We start from the raw sequence: 18,949 nt of genomic DNA on the forward strand, positions 1-18,949 counted from the left end.
GTAGTCCTCTCGCGCGGGGCGGGCGCCGCGTCCCGAAACCCGGCGTCATCCCGCGTCACGCCGAGACGGTCCAGCGCGCCGCACGCCGGAGCACCTCGCGGTGCGCGGGCGAGGAGAACGAGCGCTCGTCGTGGCCGAGCGTCGACACGACGCTGCGCCCCCCGGCGCGCTCGAGCGCCCACAGCGCGGGCTGGCGCTCGCCGTCGACCTCGGAGACCGCGAGCACCTCCGCCTCGTCCGCCACGGCGAGGCGCGCGTAGCGCTCATCGAACGCCTCGATGCGGTCGAGACCCGCGACGATCTCGTGCTCCGGCCGGACGACGTCGAAGACCGCGGGCCCGATGGGCGGGTGCCCCGACCGGTCGACGATCCACTCGCCGCCGATCGCCGGGATCCACTCGGGGTAGTCGCGCAGCGACGACACCGCGTTGTGCACGGCCAGCACGCCGATGCCCCGCGCGAGGGCGTCCGCAAGGCCCGCGCGGGACGCCTCGGGCGCTCCCCTGCCGGTCTCGCCGTTCCGCCAGGGGTCCCCGGCGTTGACGACGAGGAGGTCCGCGCCGTCCAGCGCGGCGAGGGCCTCGTCCGGCTCGCGCGCCTCGACGCGCCAGCCGTCGCCGGCGAGGATCCGCGCGATCTCCTGCGATGTGCGCGCGAACGGGTGCCAGGGATCCCCGTATCGCCCCGCCCCGGTCGCGACGACGGCGCGCATCACGCGGCCGCCTTCGCCGCCCGCTCCGGCGCGGGCTGCAGGCTGTGGCGCCCGCCCGACCAGACCACGTACAGGCAGGCGGTGGCGGTGAGCCCCAGCCCGAGGGCGGGCGCCTGCACGAAGACGACGGCCTGGACGGCGGCGACGGCGAGCGAGGCGACCGTGAACGGCCAGCGGCGCACGGCGACGAGCGGCGCCATCCGCAGCACGTCGCGCAGGCGGATCTCCGGCGCCTCCGCGACGGCGACGAGGCCGACCATCCCGCCGGCGAGGGCGAGCAGCGCGACGACCGCCATGAGCGGCGCGGCGATCGCCGCCGCCGTGGGCAGCAGCACGACGACGTCGACGATCGCGACGACCGCGATGGCGACCGCGACGCCCGCGACGGCGAGGGCCGACCGCCACGTCTCCCGGAGGCCCCGGAGGAAGGGGCGCACGACGCCCGTCTCGCCCTCGCGCTGCGCGCGGAAGACCCGGAAGAGGGCGGCGACGCCGGGCCCGCACCACACGGCCGCGATCGCGATGAGCGGCCACGAGAGCGACGGGTCGGTCGTGACGAGCAGCGCGACGAGCGGCAGGCACCAGATGGCGAGCAGCGCGTTGCCGATCAGCACGAGGGAGGCGACGGAGAACACCATCGCGTACGTGCCGTGCGAGATCCTCTTCATCCTCAGCCCTTCATGCCGCTCGTCGCGATGCCCTCGACGAAGAACCGCTGGCCGAGGAGGAACACGATCGCGATCGGGAGCACCGAGATCGTGAGGCCGGCGAAGAGCACGCCGTAGTTGGGGTCGTACTGGTTCGACGCGAAGTTGAACAGGCCGAGCTGCAGCGTCCAGAGGCTCGGGTCGCGCAGGTAGATGAGCGGGCCGAGGTAGTCGTTCCACGTGTTCACGAACGTCAGCAGCGACAGGCTCGCGATGGCCGGAACCGTGAGCGGCACCATGATGCGCCACCAGATGCCGTACTCGCTCAGCCCGTCCAGGCGCCCGGCCTCCGACAGCTCCTCGGGGATCGTCTCGTAGAACTGCTTCATGAGGAACACGCCGAACGCGCTGAAGGTCTGCAGCAGCAGGATCGACCAGAGGGTGTTCGCGAGGTTCCAGTCGGACAGCATGATGAACTGCGGGATCATGTACGACTGCCAGGGCACCGCGATCGTCGCGATGTACAGGAGGAACAGCGCGTCGCGGCCGGGGAACCGGATGCGCGAGAAGCCGTAGGCCGCGAACGATCCCGTCAGCACCTGCAGCGCGGTCACGCCGACCGACAGGACGAGCGTGTTGCGGGTCCAGGTGAGGATGCCGGAGTTCTGCCAGATGTCGACGTAGTTGCTCCACACGAACACCTCGGGCAGCCAGCGGACCGGCACCGAGAACACCCCGTTGGCGCTCTTGAGGGAGCTCATGACCATCCAGAAGAACGGGGTGAGCATCGCGGCCGCGGCGATGATGAGCGCGGCGTAGAGGAGCACGCGGCGGGTTCGCCGCGCGGCGTCGCCGGCTCCGCCTGCCGGGCGCGGGCGCAGGGTGCGGCGCCCCTTCTCGGAGGTGACGAGCGTCATGGTCTCGCTCATTTGTCGCTCCCTCGTCTGTTCCACATGAACTGCACGACCGTGACGATGATGCAGAGGAAGAACAGCACGACGGCCGCCGCGGACGCGTAGCCGAAGTCGTTCTCCTCGAAGCCCTTGCGGTAGATGAACTGGCTGATGACGGTCGTCGACTGGCCGGGGCCGCCCTGCGTGAGCACGAGGATGAGGTCGAACACCTTGAACGCCTCGATCGTGAGCATCACGGTCACGAAGAACATCGTGGGGCGCAGGCAGGGCAGCGTGACGTTGAGGAAGCGCTGGAAGGCGCTCGCCCCGTCCACGCGCGCCGCCTCGTGCAGCTCGCGCGGCACGGTCTGCAGGCCGGCGAGGAAGAGCACCATGTAGTACCCCATGGCGCGCCACGTCGAGATGATGACGACGGCGGGCATCGCCCACTCGGGCGAGGTCAGCCACCCGGGCGGCTCGCTGATCCCGACGAAGCGCAGCATCTCGTTGATCGGCCCGTAGTCGGGGCTGAACAGCAGGTTCCACACGAGCGCGATCGCGACGATCGAGGTGATGTACGGGAAGAACGCCGCGGTGCGGAAGAAGGCCACGCCGCGCAGCTTGTTGTTGAGGAGCAGCGCGAGACCCAGCGAGACGGCGATCGTCAGCGGGATGTGCAGGGCCGAGTAGTAGATCGTGTTCCAGAACGCCTTCCGGAAGCTGCCGTCGCCCCAGAGCCTCTCGAAGTTGTCGAGGCCGATGAAGGTCGAAGTGCCGAAGATGTTCCAGTCGGTGAGCGACATGTAGAACAGCACGATCACCGGGAAGAGGGTGAGCGTCGCGAAGCCGAGGAAGTTCGGCAGGATGAAGCTCCACCCCAGCAGGGTGTTGCGCGCGCGGAGGCGCGAGGCGCGCCGCCGCGGGGCGCGCGCGGGCGGAAGGTCGGTCTTCCGCGGCGGGGTCGTCGTGGTCATGCGTCTCCTCCGGACACCTCGGGCGCCGGCCGGACGGATCCGGCCGGCGCCGGGTGATCACTCGGCCGGGACCTCGCTGGCGACGCGCTCCTCGGCTTCCGCGATGGCGTCGTCGACGTCGGCGGAGCCGGAGAGGATCGCCGAATGCAGGTCGTTCAGGATGTTCTGGATCGGGTTCGTGCGCTCCGACGCGGGGTTCTCCGCGCGGGTGTCGTTCGTCTGGACGGCGAACTGCGACAGCTCGTCCTGCGGGGCGCCGTCGACGCCGAAGTACGCCTCGACGACGGCGTCGGTCAGCAGGGCGGGCCGGATGCCGATCTCGGCGAGGGAGATCGCGGCCTCCTCGCTCGCGGCGTACTCGAGGAACTCCTTGGCGAGCGCCTGCTTGTCCTCGTCGATGTTCGCGTTGATGCCGAACCCCGTCGGGTCGCCGAAGGTGACGGGCACGCTGTCGGTGCCCGCGGTCGAGGCGTCCTTCTGGGGAACGGGCGCGATGCCCCACTCGAACTCCTCGGCCTCGCCCGAGGCCTGCTGCGCGATGAGCGTCCCGGTGTACCAGGTGCCCATGAACATCGTCGCGGCCTTCTGCGTGCCGAACTCCCCCTGGTAGGTGAGCTGGTTGGCGCTGACGGTGTTGAAGGGCTCCTGGAGGCCCTCGTCCTGCAGCGTCAGCACACGCTCGTACGCCTCGGCGAACTGCCCGTACTCGCCCGTGAGGATGTCGGTGTCAGCCTGCGCGGTCGCGAGGCCCTGCACAGCAGACTGCCACGAGTGCTGGTACGCCGCCTTCGCGCCGTCCAGTCCCTCGCCGAGCGCGCGCAGCGCCTCGACGTAGTCGTCCCAGGTCCACGATCCGTCCGGCTCGTCGACTCCCGCCTGCGCGAAGAGGTCCTTGTTGTAGTACATGACCCACGAGTCCTGGCGGTAGGGCGTGGCGTAGGAGACGCCGTCGACCTGGTAGTTCTCGACGCCCGCGATGTCGTCCGGCAGCGAGACGTCGGACACCCCGGCGAGCTGCCCTCCGCCCTGGAAGGTGGTGAGGGCCTTGACCTCCTTCTGGGTGATGACGTCGGGCGCGGATCCCGCGGCGAGGTCGGCCGTGATGAGGGTGTTGTACTCCGTGGGGTCGTACTCGACGAGCTTCACGTCGATGTCGCCGCCGTGCTGCTCGGCGAACCCGTCGGCGAGCAGCTGGAACTCGGGCGTGGTGGAGATGCTCCAGCCGGAGATCGTCAGCGTGTCGGCGTCTCCGCCTTCCGCTCCGCCTCCTCCGCCGCCGGAGCATCCGGTGAGCAGGAGCGCGGCGCCCGCGGTGGTCGCGAGGCCGATCGTGATCGAACGCTTCATTGCGCAGCCTTTCGGTTTCTTGGTGTGTCGGGGGTGGGGGTCGTGTCGGCGCACCAGGCGCCGGGGTCGATGACGGTGTCGGGGCCGGCCGGCCAGGCGATGCGCCAGCCGCCGTCGTCGGGCTCCGCCCGCGGGGCATCCTCGGCCGCGGCGGGGGCGCCGAGGAGGATCGCCGCGGCGCCCCACTCCGGCGTCGCCTCGGCGAGGATCCAGGGCACGGCGGACTCTCCCGCGAGCGGCGTGACGTCGTCCTCGCGGAGCACGCCCGATTCGCGGACCGGGGTGAGGGGCACGACGCGGCTGGCGAGCCGCGGGGTCTCCGTCCAGGCGGCGCCGCGGTTCGCGGGGCGGCCCGTGAGGGCCCAGCCGCCGACGCGGACGACGCCGTCGTGGTCGCCGGCGTCGCCGCGCACGCGCCAGAAGCGCACCTCCCACGCGCCGCGCACGATCGAGACGACGTCGATCTCCGGGCCGAGCGCGGTGCGGATCGCGACGTCGCCGTGCCCGTGATCGGGCTCGCCTGCGAGCTCAAGGGGCCAGTGCGCCGTGGCGGTGGAGCCGCCCGCGAGGGTCTCGTCCGGCAGCGCGCCGACGGGCCCGCGGGCGAACCCTGACCGGTGGCTGGGGCGTCCCTCCCGCAGCAGCGCGACCGCGCCGTCAACGGGGTCGAGCACGCCGTCGCCGCGCAGCACGGGCGCCATGGCGGTCGAATAGCCGAGCTTCGCGTAGAGCGGGCCGTCCGGCTGGTGATCGCCCGCGTGGCCGTGGTCGGTGCCGTGGTTCACGAGGCGCACGACGCCGTCCTCCGTGCCCGTGGCGAGCCAGCCGGGGGCGGAGATCAGGCGGGCGAAGGGCGCGCGCTCGACGGGCAGCGGCTGCTCGACGGCGGTCCACACGGAGTGATCCGCCGGCAGCGCGATCCCGAGCATGCCCTTCGAGGCCCAGTAGGGGGATCCGGGGCCCGAGTAGTTCTGCGCCATCGCGCGCCACGGGCCGTGCCAGCCGAGCGAGAGCACGCCCTCGGCGTCGGGGGCGCCGTGCGCGACGAAGTGCGCGACCTGTCCGCTCGCGGCGCGGCGCAGCAGGCCGGGATCGAACCGCTCGCTTCCCGCGACGGCCGCGGCCCATGCCGGGGCGGCGGAGGCGAACCGGTAGGTGAGGCTGCGGCCCTGGAACAGCGGTGCGCCGTCGGCGCCGACGAGGTGCAGCGCGTCGGCGAGGTAGTCGTCGAGCGCGGTGCGGCTGCGGGCGATGCGCTCGGCGTGCCGGGGGTCGTCGCCGACCATCCCGGCCCAGATGACGGGGTAGAACGGCAGCGCCCACCCGCAGTAGTGGTCGTAGGAGCGCGCGAGCCCGTCGGCCTGCCAGCCTTTCTCGTACGGGAAGGAGTCGACGAGCGCGAGGTCCTCGGCGACGTCGTCCGGAGACCAGTCGGCGCCGACCGAGGCGAGGAACTGCTCGACCATGATCCGGAACCACGCCCAGTTGTTCGGCGGGTAGCCGCCGCCGATGAAGGTCGCGAGGTACTCGGCCGTCTGCTGCCGCGTGCGATCGGACATGCGGTTCCAGATCTGCGCGCGGGTGAGGTGGAGGCCGAGGGCGAGGGCCGCCGCCTCCACCTTCGCCTGGTCGACCTCGTCTGGCCGCAGCCACCGCTCCCCCGAGTCCGGGTCGACGCCCGCCTCGAACCCCCGGCGGTAGCGCTCCGCGAGGCGCTCGGTGCCGTCGGGATCGCCCGCGATGCGGAAGGAGGCGAGCAGGAAGGTGCGCGCGAAGCCCTCGAGCGCGTCGACCTCGCTGCCGTATCCGCCCGGCGCCCCCGGGAATCGCACGAGCGATCCGGAGGGGCTCATGCGGCGCGCGGCGCCGTCGAGGATCGCGTCGGCGACGTGCAGCCAGTGCGCGCGGGTCCACCCCGTGTAGGGAGACAGCTTCCGGTCGAGCGGGGGCAGCGACAGGATGCTCACGCGCTCACCTCCAGCTCGCGGGCGGCGACGGGGTGCAGCGGAGCGCGCCCGGCGGCGTACGCTTCGAGCTCGTCGAGCGCCTCGTCGGCGAGGCGCCGGGTCTCGCTGCCCAGGGATCCCGCCAGGTGCGGGGTGATGGCGACGTTCGGCAGCCGCAGGAGCGGCGAGTCGAGGGGCAGCGGCTCGGGGTCGGTGACGTCGAGGATCGCGTCGAGGCGCCCGGACCCGCACTCGGCGGCGAGGGCGTCGTGGTCGAGGATCGACCCGCGGGCGGTGTTCAGGACGACGGCTCCGTCGCGCAGTGCGGCGAGCTGGGCCGCGCCGATCATGTGCCGGGTGGAGGGCAGGGAGGGCGCGTGCAGGGAGAGCACGTCGACCCGGCCGAGCATCTCGCTGAGCGGCACGAGCTCGCCGCCCGCGGCCCGCACCTCGTCGGCGTCGGCATACGGGTCGGCGACGAGGATCCGCACGTCCTCGAGCTGGGTGAGGAGCCGCACGAGGCGTCGCCCCGTGCGCGAGAACGCGACGACGCCGATCGTGCGTCCGAGCGTGCCGTAGTCGTCGCGGGGCACGTTGCCGATCCATCCGGGGCGGTCCTCGGGCTCGGACCTCACGTGGAAGAAGGTGCGCTTGGTGGCGAGCACGATCGCGGCGAAGGCGAACTCGGCGACGGGGATGGCGTTCTCCTCGGCGGCGGAGGTGACGAGGAGGTCGCGCTCCCAGACGGCGTCGGAGACGAGGGCGCGCACGCTGCCGGCCGCGTGGAAGACGGCGCGGAGCCGCGGCATGCGGGCCAGGCGCTCGGCGGTGAGCTGGGGGGCGCCCCACGAGGTGATGAGCACCTCGGCGTCGGCGAGCGCCGCGGCGCACGCGGGGTCGTCGAGGTCGGGGATCTCGGAGACCTCGCCGCCCGACAGCCTCCGGAGCCTCTCGCGGCGCGGCGCGTCGAACAGCAGCTCGCTCGTGCTCGGCGCCATCACGAGGTGCGTGCGGGGGGTGTTCGGCATCTGGCTCTCCATCGAGTGCGGGGACGCGCAGACCTTGCGCGTCTCGACCTTTCCTAGAATGCTGATTGGGCACACACGATCAATCATTTCGATCCGTTTAGGTCTTACTCAATCATGATCGAACATTCTGCGGCAGCGTCGCCGCCCTCCTCCCTCATCCCCCGGGGCGCGCTCACGAGCCTCTGGGGTCCGCCCGTCCGCGGCCTGCGCGACGTGGTCCCCGCCGCCTCGGACCGCACGCGCTGGGGCGCCGTCTCCCCCGGCCTCGCGCGCGCCGTCCTGGCCGCCGCCGATCGGGATCGCGCGTCCGAGTGGCCGGAGCTCCTCCTGTCGCAGTGGTCGGCGTTCGCCCGCACGGGGTCCCGGCTCGCGTACGAGAGCCCGCAGTTCGCCCGCACCGCGCGCATCCGCCGCACCGTGCTCGCCGCCGCGATCGAGCCGACCGCCGAGCGCGTCATCGCCGCGGCCGACGGGCTCTGGCTGCTGTGCGAGCAGTCGAGCTGGTGCTGGCCCGCCCACGACGACGCCTTCCGCCGCGAGCTCGAGACCCCCGACCCCGACGCCCCGACGGTCGACCTCGGCGCGGGCGAGGCGGCGGCGCTCGCGGCCTGGGCGGACGTCGTCCTCGGCCCACTCCTCGACGAGCACGTGCCTGGCCTGCGCCGTCGCCTCGCGCGCGAGGCGCGGGCGAAGGTGCTCCTGCCGTTCGCGAGCCGCCGCTGGCGGTGGGAGGGCGAGGACGGCCCCGTCAACAACTGGGCGCCGTGGATCCACGGCAACGTCCTCGTGGCGGCCGAGGCGTTCGCCGATCCCGCCCTGCGCGCGGAGATCGGCGAGCGGGCCGTCGACGGCATCGACCGCTTCCTCGCGCAGCTGCCCGCCGACGGAGCGGTCGACGAGGGGTTCGGGTACTGGTGGCAGGGATCAGCCCGCGCCTTCGACGCGCTGTGGCTCATCGACCTCCTGCGCGACGGGGCCGTCGCCCGCGCGGCCGACGGCGGATCGCTCTCGGGTCTCGCGGAGCTCGTCCGCTTCCCCGAGCGGATGCACCTCGGCGGCGACTGGTACGCGAGCTTCTCCGATTCGCGCGCCCTCGTCGACGGGGCGCTGCCCTGGTACGCGCTGTTCCGCGCCGCGCGGCTGTGCGGGCGGGGCGAGACGGCCCGCTTCGCGGCCGCGCGACGCGACGAGGAGGGCTTCCCGTTCGCCGCCGACGAGATGAACGCGAGCATCGGCACCCAGGTGGGCGCGCTGCTCGACGCGGACTGGGCCCGGGCCGAGCCGGGCGCCGACCCGCTCCCGGCGCGCGTCGACCTGCCCTCGCTGGGGCTCGGCATCGCCCGCGAGCGCGACGGCGACGCGCGCGGCCTCGCGGTGGTCGTCAAGGCGGGCCATAACGACGAGTCGCACAACCACAACGACCTCGGCTCGGTCGAGATCGCCGTCGACGGCGAGCCGCTCGTGATCGATCTCGGGCGCGCCACCTACACGGCGCAGACGTTCTCGGACGAGCGCTACGCGCTGTGGTTCGTCCGCAGCGACTGGCACAGCGCGCCGCTCCCCCGCGGCCTCCTCCAGGATGAGGGAGCGGAAGCGCGCGCCGCGCTCGAGGCGACGGAGGACGGCTGGCGCATCGGCCTCGACGACGCCTACCCGTTCGCCCCCGGCGAGGGGTGGGCGCGGGAGGTGCGCCTCGACCGTGACGCTCGCGAGGTGCGGATCCGCGACGCCTGGCGCCTCGCCGAGGGCGAGGGGGCCGCGACGTTCGTCTGCGTGGGCGAGGCCCGCGAGCAGGACGGGCGGGTCGTCGTCACGTGCCCGCGCACGGGCGCGCGCCTGGAGCTGCTCCACGACGCGGCGCGCGTGCGCATCGAGACGCGGGAGGTCGACGACGCCGAGCTCGCCCACCCCTGGGGCGATCTCGTGTCGCGCGTGGTGCTCGACGCGGCGCCGGGCGCCGCCGAGATGACGACGCGGGCCCGCCTCGCACGGGGGGCCGGCGCATGAGCGACGACGCCCGCCCCTTCGGCATCGTGCGCCGCGAGCGCATCATGGACGAGCTCCGCCGCACGGGGTCGGTGCGCGTGAGCGAGCTCGCCGCCGACCTCGGCGTGACGGAGCTGACCATCCGGCGCGACATCGGCCGCCTCGCCGACCAGGGCCTCGTCACCCGCGTGCACGGCGGCGCGACGCTGCGCAGCGCGCTCGACACGTCGGTGCCGCGCGACCGCGCCCAGAGCGCTCCGCGCTTCCGGATCGGCATGGTCGTGCCCTCGCTGAGCTACTACTGGCCGCAGGTCGTCATCGGCGCGCGAGCCGCGGCGACCGAGCAGCGGGTGCAGCTCGTGCTGCGCGGCGCGAGCTACGCGGCCGACGACCAGAGGCGGCAGATCGAGTCCCTCCTCGACGGCGGCGGCGTGCACGGCCTGATCGTGGCTCCGGAGAACCTCGGACCCGACGGCCACGCCCTGCTCGAGTGGCTCGAGTCGCTGCGCATCCCGGTGGTCCTGGCCGAGCGGCAGGCCCCGGCGGCGCTCGTGCTGAGGCGGCTCGAGTGGGTCACAACCGACCACGTCTTCGGCGGCGAGCTCGCGCTGCGCCACCTCGCCTCCCTCGGGCACCGTCGCGTCGGCATCGTCACCTCCGCGCAGTCGCCCACGTCGTGGCAGCTGCGGCGCGGCTGGTTCCGGGCGGCGGAGGATCTCGGGATCGACTCGCCCATCGACCTCTCGGCGTCGCTCGACCGAGTCGCGAGCGACGCGCGCGGCAGCGTCATCGAGACGCTCCTCGACGAGGTGCGCGAGACGGCGACGACGGCGCTGCTCATCCACTCGGATCCGCAGGCCCTGCTCGTGCAGCAGTTCGCCGTCGATCACGACTGGCGCGTGCCGGAGGACCTCGCGATCATCGCCTACGACGACGAGGTCGCGGAGGGCGGCGAGCCGCCGCTCACCGCGCTGCGGCCGCCGAAGCAGCACATCGGCCGTCGCGCGGTCGAGGTGATCGCGGCCCGCCTCGCGGAGGGTCCCGCGCGTCCGACGGAGCGCGTGCAGGTGGTGCCCGAGCTGCACGTGCGCGCCTCCACCGCGCCTCGCCGAGGCTGACGCGCGAGAAGGGCCCTCCCGCGCTCCCCCACAAGGAGCTCGGAAGGGCCCGGTCTCGGGCGCGGGAGCGTCAGCTCGCGCGGGTGAGGGCGCTCTCGCGCACCTCGCGGGCGGCTCCGACGAGGTTCTCGAGCGACGCGATCGTCTCCTCGTAGCCGCGGGTCTTCAGGCCGCAGTCGGGGTTCGCCCAGACGCGGCGGGCCGGGAGCGCGTCGACCGAGCGCTCGAGCAGCACCGCGATCTCCTCGCGCGACGGGACGCGCGGCGAGTGGATGTCCCACACGCCAGGCCCGATGCCCCGGTCGAAGCCCGACGATCCGAGCTCCTCGATGACCTCGCCGCGGCTGCGGGCGGCCTCGATCGAGGTGACGTCGGCGTCGAGGCCGGCGATCGCGTCGATGACGACGCCGAACTCCGAGTAGCAGAGGTGGGTGTGGATCTGCGTCTTCGGGGCGGCCCCGGCCGTCGCGAGACGGAACGAGTCGACCGACCACTCGAGGTAGGCGGGCTGCGCGTCGCGGGTGAGGGGCAGCAGCTCGCGCAGCGCCGGCTCGTCGACCTGGATGATGCGGGTGCCCGCGGCCTCGAGGTCGGCGATCTCGTCGCGCAGCGCGAGGGCCACCTGGCGGGCCGTCTCGCCGAGCGGCTGGTCGTCGCGCACGAACGACCAGGCGAGGATCGTGACGGGCCCCGTCAGCATGCCCTTCATCGGCTTGCTCGTGAGCGACTGCGCGTACTCGGTCCAGCTCACGGTGATCGGCGCGGGGCGGGAGACGTCGCCCCAGAGGATCGACGGCCGCGTGGCGCGCGATCCGTACGACTGCACCCAGCCGTTGCGGGTCACGGCGAAGCCGTCGAGGTTCTCGGCGAAGTACTGCACCATGTCGTTGCGCTCGGGCTCGCCGTGCACGAGCACGTCGAGGCCGATGCGCTCCTGCAGCTGGACGACCTCGCGGATCTCCTCGCGGAGGCGCTCCTCGTAGCCCTCCGTGCTCAGCTCGCCGCGGGCATGCTGGGCGCGGGCGACGCGGAGGTCGCCGGTCTGGGGGAACGATCCGATCGTCGTCGTCGGCAGGGCGGGCAGCCCGAGGTCCTCCTGCGCGGCGTCGCGGTCGGCGGCCGGGGCGCGCTGCGAGTCGGCCGGGGTGAGGGCGGCCGCGCGCTCGCGGACGGATCCGTCGCGCACGCCGGCCGCGCCGGCGCGGTCGGCGAGGGCCGCGGTCGCGGCGTCGAGCTCGGCGGCGATCGCGTCGCGCCCCTCCGCCAGCCCGCGGGCGAGGACGACGACCTGCGCGACGCGCTGGTCGGCGAAGGCGAGCCAGGACGCGAGGCGCGCGTCGAGGTCGGGCTCGTCCGCGACGTCGTGCGGCAGGTGCTGCAGCGAGGTCGACGTGCCGACGACCGTCTCGCGGGCGCCGAGGCCGCGCGCGGCCTCGAGGGCCGAGAAGGCTCCGGCGAGGTCGCCGCGCCAGATGTTGCGGCCGTCGACGACGCCGGCGACGAGCACCTTGTCGGCGAGTCCGTCGGCCGCGGCGGGCAGCGCGCCGCGCACGAGGTCGATGCCGATCGCCTCGACGGGGGCGGCGGCGAGCACCGGCCACGACGCGGGCGTCGGGCTCGCGTAGGCGGTCTCGACGAGGATCCTCGGGCGGTTCGAGGCGGCGCCCAGGCGGGCGAAGGCGCGCTCCGCGGCCTCGGCGACCTGCTCGGGCGCGACGTCGAGCGCCTCGGAGACGAGGGCGGGCTCGTCGATCTGCACCCACTCGGCGCCCGCCTCGCGCAGGCGGCCGAGGAGCTCCTCGTAGACCGGGAGCACCTGGTCGAGGAGCGACAGCGGGCGGAAGTCGTCGGCGACGTCGCCGGCCGGCTTGGACAGGGCGAGGAGCGTGACCGGGCCCACGATGGCGGGCCGCGTCCGGAAGCCAGCCTCGCGCGCCTCGGCGACCTCGCGGACGATCCGGTCGTCGGCGAGGCGGAAGGTCTGGTCGGGCCCGATCTCGGGCACGAGGTGGTGGTAGTTCGTGTCGAACCACTTGGTCATCTCGAGCGGCGGGCGCCTGTCGTCGCCGCGGGCGAGGGCGAAGTAGCCGTCGAGCCCGATCGTGCCGTCCTCCCGGACGACGTCGGAGAAGCGCTCGGGCACGGCGCCGACCGCGACGGCGGCGTCGAGCACCTGGTCGTAGAACGAGGAGGACTCGGGGATCGACGAGTCGTCCGCGCCGAGGCCGAGCTCCGCGAGACGGCCGCGGGTGCGCTCGCGCAGCTGGCGGGCGGCGTCCTCGAGGCCCTGCGCGTCGAGCTGGCCGCGCCAGTGCGACTCGAGGGCGCGCTTGAGCTCGCGGCGCGGGCCGAGCCGGGGGTAGCCGACGATGGTGCCGTTCGGGAAGGTCGTCATCTCTGGGTTCTCCTCATTGTGGGTGAGTGGATCGGAGGGCGTCAGACCGCGACGCCGGCCGCGCGCCGCGCGAGGGCGCGCAGGACGTCGAGCACCGTCTCGTGGCGGTTGAACGCATACAGGTGGAGGGAGGGCGCGCCGGCCGCGACGAGGCCCTCCGCGATGTCGGCGGCGCGACGCACCGCGATCGCGCGGCGCCGGCCGGGATCGGGCTCGGCGGCGAGCTCGGCCCGCTGGTCGGCCGGAGCGGTCTCGCCGGTGAGGCCGCAGATGCGATCGAGGCGCTCGGGCGAGGCGATCGGCATGATGCCGGGAACGATCGGGATCTCGACGCCCGCGGAGCGGGCCTGGTCGAGGAAGCGCGCGTAGTCGTCGGCGTCGAACACGACCTGGGTCAGCGCGAGCGTCACGCCGGCGGCCTGCTTCGCGAGGAGCGCGGAGATGTCGTCGCGCGGGTCGCCCGTGCGGGGGTGCCCGTTGGGGTAGGCGGCGGCGGCGATGTCGACGACGACGCCGCGCCGATCGGCGACGGAGCGGATGAGCCGCGCGAGCTCGACGGAGGTGACGCCCTCGTCGTCGGCGCAGGACGCCTCGTTCCCGCGGGGCGGATCGCCGCGGAGCGCGAGGAACCGCCGGAGTCCCGCGTCGAGGAACTCGTCGATGCGGCTCTCCAGCACGTCGTGGGTCGCGCCGACGGAGGTGAGGTGCGCGACGGGCTCGGACGCGGTCCGGTCGCGCAGGTGGCGCAGCAGCCCCAGCGAGCGATCGGTCGTCGACCCGCCGGCTCCGTAGGTCACCGAGATGAACTGCGGGTCGGACGCGGCGAGCGCGGTGGCCGCCTGCTCGACCTCGCCGATGCGCTCGGGGCTGCGGGCCGGGTAGAGCTCGAACGAGAACGGCACGGGCGCGACGATGGTGTCCGACGTCATGGGGTCCTCGAGGCAGGCGGAACCGGCGTACGGCGCCGGAGTGGTCCCCACGCTAGGAGGCGGCGGCGGGATCAGCGGCCGTCGTAGCGGTAGAAGCCCTCGCCCGTCTTGCGCCCCAGCCTGCCGGCGTCGACGTAGGTGCGGACGTAGTCCCTGGCCGTCGCGGGCATCCACGGGTACGCGTCGAGGTAGTGCTGCTCGATGTCGAGCACCACGTCGAGGCCCACCTGATCCATCATCGCGAAGGGGCCCGCCGCGAGCCCCATGTTGGCGCGCATGATGCCGTCGATGTCCTCGGGGGTGCTCACGCCCTCCGCGGCGACGGTGAGCGCCTCGCGCTTGATGGCCGCCCAGATGCGGTTGAAGATGAAGCCGACGCTCTCGGCGCCCGCGATGTAGACCTCGAGGCCGAACACGCGCAGCTCGCGGTCGAGGAGCTCCATGACGCCGTCCGCCGTCTGCCCGTCGCTCATGAGCTCGACGGCCATGCTGCGCGGAGGCATGGCGAAGTGCATGTTGAGCACGCGCTCGGGGCGGGTCACGTCGTCGGTGAGCACCTCGCGCGACGCGTAGGACGACGAGTTGGTGGCGAGCAGCGCGTCGGGGTCGGCGACGCGGTCGAGCTCCGCGAAGAGCGGCCGCTTGATGTCGAGCCGCTCGGGGACCGCCTCGATCACGAGCCAGGCGCCCGGGACCGCGTCGCTCGGCGCGGCGAAGGTCTCGAACGGCTTCAGGGATCCGATGGCGTCGGCGTCGAGGCGCGCGCGCAGCTCGCCGGTCGTCTCCTCGACGTACGACGCGGCCGCCGTCCGCTGCTCCTCCGAAGGGTCCACGAGCCTCACGCTCGCCCCTCCGCTGCGGAAGACGGCGGCGATGCGGCGTCCGAGGGTTCCGCCGCCGATGACGACGACGGGACGTTCGCTGATGCGGCTGGGCAGGTCGGTCTTCACGATGCGCCTCTCATTCGATACACTATATATTGAATCCATTATGCATCGTGATGCGAAGGAGGGGAAGCGCATGACCGAGACCGTCCGCCGCCGCGCGAACACCCGCACGCGGCTCGTCGACGCCGCGGAGGCGCTGTTCGTCGAGACCGGCGCGACCCGCGTGGGGATCGACGCGCTCTGCGCGCGCGCCGGGTTCACGCGAGGCGCCTTCTACTCCAACTTCTCCTCGGTCGACGATGTCTTCTTCGCCGTCTACGAGAGGCGCACGCGCGCCCTCCTCGACGCCGTCGCCGCGGCTCCCCGCCCCGAGCGGCCGGCGCGCACCGTCGAGCAGATCGCCGATCACCTCGTCGACGCGGTCCCCGCCGAGCCGGCCTGGCTCTCGCTCCGCGCGGGGTTCGCGGCGCGCGCCGGACACGACGAGGCGCTCGAGACGGCTCTGCGCGAGCATGCGGAGCAGCTGCGGGCCGGCCTCACGCCGCGCATCGAGGCCCTCGTCGCCGACGCCGGGCTGCGCCTCGCGCACGACCCGGCCGAGGCGACCCGCATCGTCATCGCGGCGAACGTCGGCGCCGTCCTGCAGGGGCCCCTCGTCGACGACCCGAGGCGCCTGCGGCGAGACGTCCTCGCCGCGGCTCTCGCCGGGATCACCCGCCGCGCAGACGAAGGAGCGAGCGCATGACCGCCCGATCCCTCTACGCCCTCACCGCCGCGCCGGGCGGGCTGCACCGCATCGACCTCGGCACCGGACGCGCTTCCCTCCTCGCCGCGACACCCGGAGAGGTGCCGGACGGCCTCGTGCTCGACCCCGATGCCGGCGAGGCGGTCGTGTCGTTCATGGGAGCGCCGGACGGACCGGCCGAGAACGGGGGCGAGCCGCCGTTCTCCCTCCCCCGCGGGTCCGTGCGGGCGTTCGCCCTGGCGGACGGCGCCGAGCGGGTGCTCGTGGAGCGCGGATCCTTCACGACGGGCAAGCAGATCGCGCGCGACCCGGCGACGGGGCGCCTCTTCTGGGCCGACAGGGAGGGGCGCGGCATCTGGAGCGCCGCGTGCGACGGCTCGGACGCCGCCCCGCTCGTGCTCACCGCGGGACGCACGCCGACCCCCGTCGAGGACGAGTGCGTCGGCGTCGCCGTCGACCCCGCGGGCGGGTGGCTCGTCTGGACCCAGAAGGGACCGAGCAAGGGCGGTCGGGGGCGGATCCTCCGCGCGCCGATCAAGCTGCCCGAGGGCGAGACCGCGGCCACCCGATCCGACGTCGAGGTGCTCTGGGAGTGCCTTCCCGAGCCGATCGATTTGGAGCTCGACGCGGACGCGGGCGAGCTGTGGTGGACCGACCGCGGGGCGGCGCCCGACGGCAACACCCTGAATCGCGCCGCGCTCCCGGCGCCCGGGGAGCGCGGCGAGGCCCCTCGGATCGTCGCGCGGGGCTTCCGGGAGGCGATCGGCCTGGCGATCGACCGCGATCGGAACCTCGCCTACGTCTCGGACCTCGCGGGCCGCGTGCACGAGGTCGCGCTCGCGACCGGACGCACGCGGGTCGTCGCCGAGCTGGCGGGCGGCGTCACGGGCATCGCGCTCGGCTGACCGGTCAGACCGCAGCGGGCTCCGCCTCGAAGCCGGCCGCCGTCTCGGCCAGGAAGGCCTCGGTGTGCCGGCGCGCCTCGTCGAGGAAGAGCGTGCGGGTGACGGCGCGAGCGACCGCGTCCGAGCCGATGGCGAGGCCGTTGATCCCGGACGTGACGATGCCGCCGCTCACGAGCCCCGCGCCGTTGAACATGTGGATCCGCTCGATCGCGGGGTCCGCCGCGGGAGTGCGCCGCAGGAGCCTCATGCCCTCTCCCAGATAGGGGTAGCGGGCGATCGTGCGGTCGACGGCGGAGTCGCCCAGCGGATGCCGATCGGCCCAGAGCGCGATGTCGTCGGAGAGGGAGGAGAGCCAGGGCACCCGGTCCAGATCGACCGCGAAGCCCGTGCCGAGGATGAGGAGGTCGAACTCGGCGGACTCCCCCGCGGTGTCCTCGATGCGCACGCCGAGGGGGGTCTCCTCGACCCGCCGCCAGCCGCGTCCGAGGCGCAGGTCGTAGGCCGCGTGCGCGCGGCAGCGCGCGACCGAGTGGTCCGGAGGCGGAATCGGGAGCGACAGGCGACGGCGCGAGATGTCGAGCTTGTCCCGGTCGTCGAGCGCCTCGTAGTGCCGGTACATGCCGCGGAACTCGCCCGACCGCGCCGTGTTGAGCGTCGGGAGCTCCGGGCGCCGCACGTACTGGACGACCGACCGCGCGCCGGCCTCGAGGGCGGTGGCCGCGTTGTCGAACGCCGACGCCCCGGCGCCGAGCACCGCCACCCGGCGGCCCCGCAGGGAGTCCGCGTCGAGCGCCCCGCTCGAGTGGATCCGCCGTGCGGGGTCGACGTGCGCGACGGCATCCGGGATCCGGGGCCCGCCGACGCCGTCGATCCCGGTCGCGACGACGAGCGAGCGCGCGAGGATGGTGCGGGTCTCGCCGGTCCGGCGCTCCCGCACGCGCACCGCGACGCGGTCGCCTCGGGGGACGACGTCGAGCACCTCGACGCCGTTGCGGACGTCCAGGTCGAAGACGCGACGGACCCAGGCGAGGTACTCCGCCCAGAGCGGGCGCGGGATCAGGTCGAGCTCTTCCCAGGCGCGCTCGCCGTGCTGCGCGGAGAACCACGCGGCGAACGTCGCGGCCGGGACGCCCGCGTCGGGGCCGTGGAGGATCTTGGGCGTGCGCAGGGTGCGCATGCGCGCCCAGGTGGCCCACGGTCCCTCCCTCCCCCGGTCCTCGCGATCGAGGACCTGCACGCGCGCGACCCCCTCGCGCCGCAGCTTCGCCGCCGCCGTGAGGCCCGCCTGCCCGCCGCCGATCACGACGACGTCCGCGTCGGCGTCCGCTCCGTCGGTCCAGTCGGCGTCGGGATGCGCGAGCACGCCGATCTGACGGCGGACGCGGCTCTCGAGGCCGGCGAGCCCCTCGAGCCGCTCAGTCATCCGCGGTCGCCTCCGCGAGCGGCTCGGGGGCGATGACCTGGTCGAGGTCGGGAAGCTCCGTGATGCTGCCCACCTCGAGGTAGACCTCGCCGAGATCGTCCATCCACTCGCGGTACTCGCCGTCGATCGGGCGCACGCCGTAGTCCCGGCGCGACATCGTCAGCTCCGCGGCCTCGGGCGTGAGTCCCGTCTCCTGCACGAGGTAGTCGGCGGCCTTCTCGGGGTTCTCGTTGACCCACTCCGTGCCTTCGATGTACGCGCGCAGGAAGGCGTCGACCTCGTCCGGGTGCTCCTCCAGGTAGTCCTCGGAGGTGATGATCACGACCGTGTTGAGGTACCACCCTTCGCCCGTCACGATCGGCGTGGCGAGATCCTGCAGCTCGGCCTGAGCGTAGAAGGGGTCGAACGTGTACCAGGCGTCGAGCGCTCCGGAGGTGAGCGCCGCGAGCCCGCCGTCGTTGGGGACCTGCGTGTAGTCGATGTCGTCGAGGCTCTTCCCCTCGCGGTCGAACAGGAGCGACAGGAACGAAGGCGGCGTCGCGAGGTAGCCGCCGACCTTCTTGCCGTCCAGGTCGTCGAGCGTCTCGATGTCGGAATCGGGCGAGACGAGGAGCGCGTGCGTGTCGGGGCTCGACTCCGACAGCGCGAGCAGGCGGAGTCCCGTGTCGCCGACGAGCACCGCGGGATCGAACCCGCCGATCGCGATGTCGCTGTGCCCCGCCGCGACGGACTGGGCTCCGTCGGTGCCCGACGCGACGAAGTCGACCTGCATCCCCGACGCGTCCGTCCCGAAGGCCTCGTCGAAGAACCCTTCCTCGAGCGCGGAGGGCAGCGCCGGGTACGCCGTGAGCGTCGCCACCCGGGGCAGCTCTCCCCCGCCGGCCGCGGCTCCTGCCCCGCCTCCCCCTCCCGCGCATCCGGCGAGGATCGCCGCGGAGGCGAGGATCGAGACGAGCGCCGCGCGACGACGCGGGCGGGCGGAGCGGTTGCGGGTCATGGTGGGCCTCCGTCGGG

Annotated in this window: 16 protein-coding genes; 4 read left to right on the plus strand and 12 right to left on the minus strand. The window is 73.7% G+C overall.

Annotation, left to right across the window (positions count from 1 at the left end; genetic code table 11):
• Window positions 1-55 precede the first annotated feature (55 nt).
• The 7 genes from NHL53_RS06905 to NHL53_RS06935 are packed head-to-tail and all read right to left on the minus strand — an operon-like array spanning window position 56 to window position 7,547.
• A complete protein-coding gene (locus tag NHL53_RS06905) occupies window positions 56-712 on the minus strand; it encodes a ThuA domain-containing protein (RefSeq protein WP_433776117.1) in 657 nt (218 codons plus the stop codon).
• Window positions 712-1,380: a ferredoxin-NADPH reductase gene (locus tag NHL53_RS06910; protein ID WP_433776118.1), complete on the minus strand. Its 669-nt coding sequence runs from the start codon at window positions 1,378-1,380 to the stop codon at window positions 712-714. Before NHL53_RS06910 ends, NHL53_RS06905 begins: the two co-directional genes overlap by 1 nt.
• Window positions 1,381-1,382: 2 nt before the next feature.
• Window positions 1,383-2,288: a carbohydrate ABC transporter permease gene (locus NHL53_RS06915; RefSeq protein ID WP_433776119.1), complete on the minus strand. Its 906-nt coding sequence runs from the start codon at window positions 2,286-2,288 to the stop codon at window positions 1,383-1,385.
• On the minus strand, window positions 2,285-3,226 hold the full coding sequence (locus tag NHL53_RS06920; RefSeq protein ID WP_433776120.1) for a carbohydrate ABC transporter permease: 942 nt from the start codon (window positions 3,224-3,226) through the stop codon (window positions 2,285-2,287). The genes NHL53_RS06915 and NHL53_RS06920 overlap by 4 nt, the downstream gene beginning before the upstream one ends.
• Window positions 3,227-3,283: 57 nt before the next feature.
• Window positions 3,284-4,573 carry an extracellular solute-binding protein gene (locus NHL53_RS06925; protein ID WP_433776121.1) on the minus strand — a complete coding sequence of 430 codons (1,290 nt, stop codon included), beginning with the start codon at window positions 4,571-4,573 and terminating at the stop codon, window positions 3,284-3,286.
• On the minus strand, window positions 4,570-6,540 hold the full coding sequence (locus tag NHL53_RS06930) for a DUF2264 domain-containing protein (RefSeq protein ID WP_433776122.1): 1,971 nt from the start codon (window positions 6,538-6,540) through the stop codon (window positions 4,570-4,572). Before NHL53_RS06930 ends, NHL53_RS06925 begins: the two co-directional genes overlap by 4 nt.
• Entirely contained in the window at window positions 6,537-7,547 is a 1,011-nt protein-coding gene (locus tag NHL53_RS06935) for a hydroxyacid dehydrogenase (RefSeq protein WP_433776123.1), read from the minus strand. Before NHL53_RS06935 ends, NHL53_RS06930 begins: the two co-directional genes overlap by 4 nt.
• A gap of 114 nt (window positions 7,548-7,661) precedes the next feature.
• Between NHL53_RS06935 and NHL53_RS06940 the strand changes: the two genes are divergently transcribed.
• Together NHL53_RS06940 and NHL53_RS06945 are read left to right on the plus strand one after the other, a co-directional pair.
• Complete coding sequence (locus NHL53_RS06940; protein WP_433776124.1) at window positions 7,662-9,554, plus strand: heparinase II/III domain-containing protein; 1,893 nt, start codon at window positions 7,662-7,664, stop codon at window positions 9,552-9,554.
• Window positions 9,551-10,651, plus strand: a complete 1,101-nt coding sequence (locus NHL53_RS06945) for a substrate-binding domain-containing protein (RefSeq protein ID WP_433776125.1) — start codon at window positions 9,551-9,553, stop codon at window positions 10,649-10,651. The genes NHL53_RS06940 and NHL53_RS06945 overlap by 4 nt, the downstream gene beginning before the upstream one ends.
• 70 nt (window positions 10,652-10,721) lie before the next feature.
• Here NHL53_RS06945 and metE read toward each other — a convergent pair whose 3' ends face one another.
• From metE to NHL53_RS06960, 3 genes are all read right to left on the minus strand, one after another.
• On the minus strand, window positions 10,722-13,046 hold the full coding sequence (gene metE / locus NHL53_RS06950; protein ID WP_433776126.1) for a 5-methyltetrahydropteroyltriglutamate--homocysteine S-methyltransferase: 2,325 nt from the start codon (window positions 13,044-13,046) through the stop codon (window positions 10,722-10,724).
• Window positions 13,047-13,087: 41 nt separating this feature from the next.
• A complete protein-coding gene (locus tag NHL53_RS06955; protein WP_433776127.1) occupies window positions 13,088-13,975 on the minus strand; it encodes a methylenetetrahydrofolate reductase in 888 nt (295 codons plus the stop codon).
• 71 nt (window positions 13,976-14,046) lie between these two features.
• On the minus strand, window positions 14,047-14,925 hold the full coding sequence (locus NHL53_RS06960; protein ID WP_433776128.1) for a 3-hydroxyacyl-CoA dehydrogenase family protein: 879 nt from the start codon (window positions 14,923-14,925) through the stop codon (window positions 14,047-14,049).
• 70 nt (window positions 14,926-14,995) lie between these two features.
• Between NHL53_RS06960 and NHL53_RS06965 the strand changes: the two genes are divergently transcribed.
• Together NHL53_RS06965 and NHL53_RS06970 are read left to right on the plus strand one after the other, a co-directional pair.
• On the plus strand, window positions 14,996-15,607 hold the full coding sequence (locus tag NHL53_RS06965; protein WP_433776129.1) for a TetR/AcrR family transcriptional regulator: 612 nt from the start codon (window positions 14,996-14,998) through the stop codon (window positions 15,605-15,607).
• Entirely contained in the window at window positions 15,604-16,512 is a 909-nt protein-coding gene (locus NHL53_RS06970) for a hypothetical protein (RefSeq protein ID WP_433776130.1), read from the plus strand. The genes NHL53_RS06965 and NHL53_RS06970 overlap by 4 nt, the downstream gene beginning before the upstream one ends.
• A 4-nt stretch (window positions 16,513-16,516) precedes the next feature.
• On the opposite strand, the gene NHL53_RS06975 is transcribed toward NHL53_RS06970, so the two are convergent.
• Entirely contained in the window at window positions 16,517-17,935 is a 1,419-nt protein-coding gene (locus tag NHL53_RS06975; RefSeq protein WP_433776131.1) for an FAD-dependent oxidoreductase, read from the minus strand.
• Window positions 17,928-18,932, minus strand: coding sequence for an ABC transporter substrate-binding protein (locus tag NHL53_RS06980; RefSeq protein ID WP_433776132.1), 1,005 nt, complete (start codon window positions 18,930-18,932; stop codon window positions 17,928-17,930). The genes NHL53_RS06975 and NHL53_RS06980 overlap by 8 nt, the downstream gene beginning before the upstream one ends.
• Window positions 18,933-18,949 lie beyond the last annotated feature (17 nt).

Source organism: Microbacterium sp. gxy059 (assembly GCF_050958665.1).
Classification (GTDB): domain Bacteria; phylum Actinomycetota; class Actinomycetes; order Actinomycetales; family Microbacteriaceae; genus Microbacterium.

What these genes read in the sequence shown, in the direction of transcription:
- NHL53_RS06905 (WP_433776117.1), bottom strand. Translation starts at nt 712, where the DNA reads ATGCGCGCCGTCGTCGCGACCGGGGCGGGGCGATACGGGGATCCCTGG.
- NHL53_RS06910 (WP_433776118.1), bottom strand. Translation starts at nt 1,380, where the DNA reads ATGAAGAGGATCTCGCACGGCACGTACGCGATGGTGTTCTCCGTCGCC.
- NHL53_RS06915 (WP_433776119.1), bottom strand. Translation starts at nt 2,288, where the DNA reads ATGAGCGAGACCATGACGCTCGTCACCTCCGAGAAGGGGCGCCGCACC.
- NHL53_RS06920 (WP_433776120.1), bottom strand. Translation starts at nt 3,226, where the DNA reads ATGACCACGACGACCCCGCCGCGGAAGACCGACCTTCCGCCCGCGCGC.
- NHL53_RS06925 (WP_433776121.1), bottom strand. Translation starts at nt 4,573, where the DNA reads ATGAAGCGTTCGATCACGATCGGCCTCGCGACCACCGCGGGCGCCGCG.
- NHL53_RS06935 (WP_433776123.1), bottom strand. Translation starts at nt 7,547, where the DNA reads ATGCCGAACACCCCCCGCACGCACCTCGTGATGGCGCCGAGCACGAGC.
- NHL53_RS06940 (WP_433776124.1), top strand. Translation starts at nt 7,662, where the DNA reads ATGATCGAACATTCTGCGGCAGCGTCGCCGCCCTCCTCCCTCATCCCC.
- NHL53_RS06945 (WP_433776125.1), top strand. Translation starts at nt 9,551, where the DNA reads ATGAGCGACGACGCCCGCCCCTTCGGCATCGTGCGCCGCGAGCGCATC.
- metE (WP_433776126.1), bottom strand. Translation starts at nt 13,046, where the DNA reads ATGACGACCTTCCCGAACGGCACCATCGTCGGCTACCCCCGGCTCGGC.
- NHL53_RS06955 (WP_433776127.1), bottom strand. Translation starts at nt 13,975, where the DNA reads ATGACGTCGGACACCATCGTCGCGCCCGTGCCGTTCTCGTTCGAGCTC.
- NHL53_RS06965 (WP_433776129.1), top strand. Translation starts at nt 14,996, where the DNA reads ATGACCGAGACCGTCCGCCGCCGCGCGAACACCCGCACGCGGCTCGTC.
- NHL53_RS06970 (WP_433776130.1), top strand. Translation starts at nt 15,604, where the DNA reads ATGACCGCCCGATCCCTCTACGCCCTCACCGCCGCGCCGGGCGGGCTG.
- NHL53_RS06975 (WP_433776131.1), bottom strand. Translation starts at nt 17,935, where the DNA reads ATGACTGAGCGGCTCGAGGGGCTCGCCGGCCTCGAGAGCCGCGTCCGC.
- NHL53_RS06980 (WP_433776132.1), bottom strand. Translation starts at nt 18,932, where the DNA reads ATGACCCGCAACCGCTCCGCCCGCCCGCGTCGTCGCGCGGCGCTCGTC.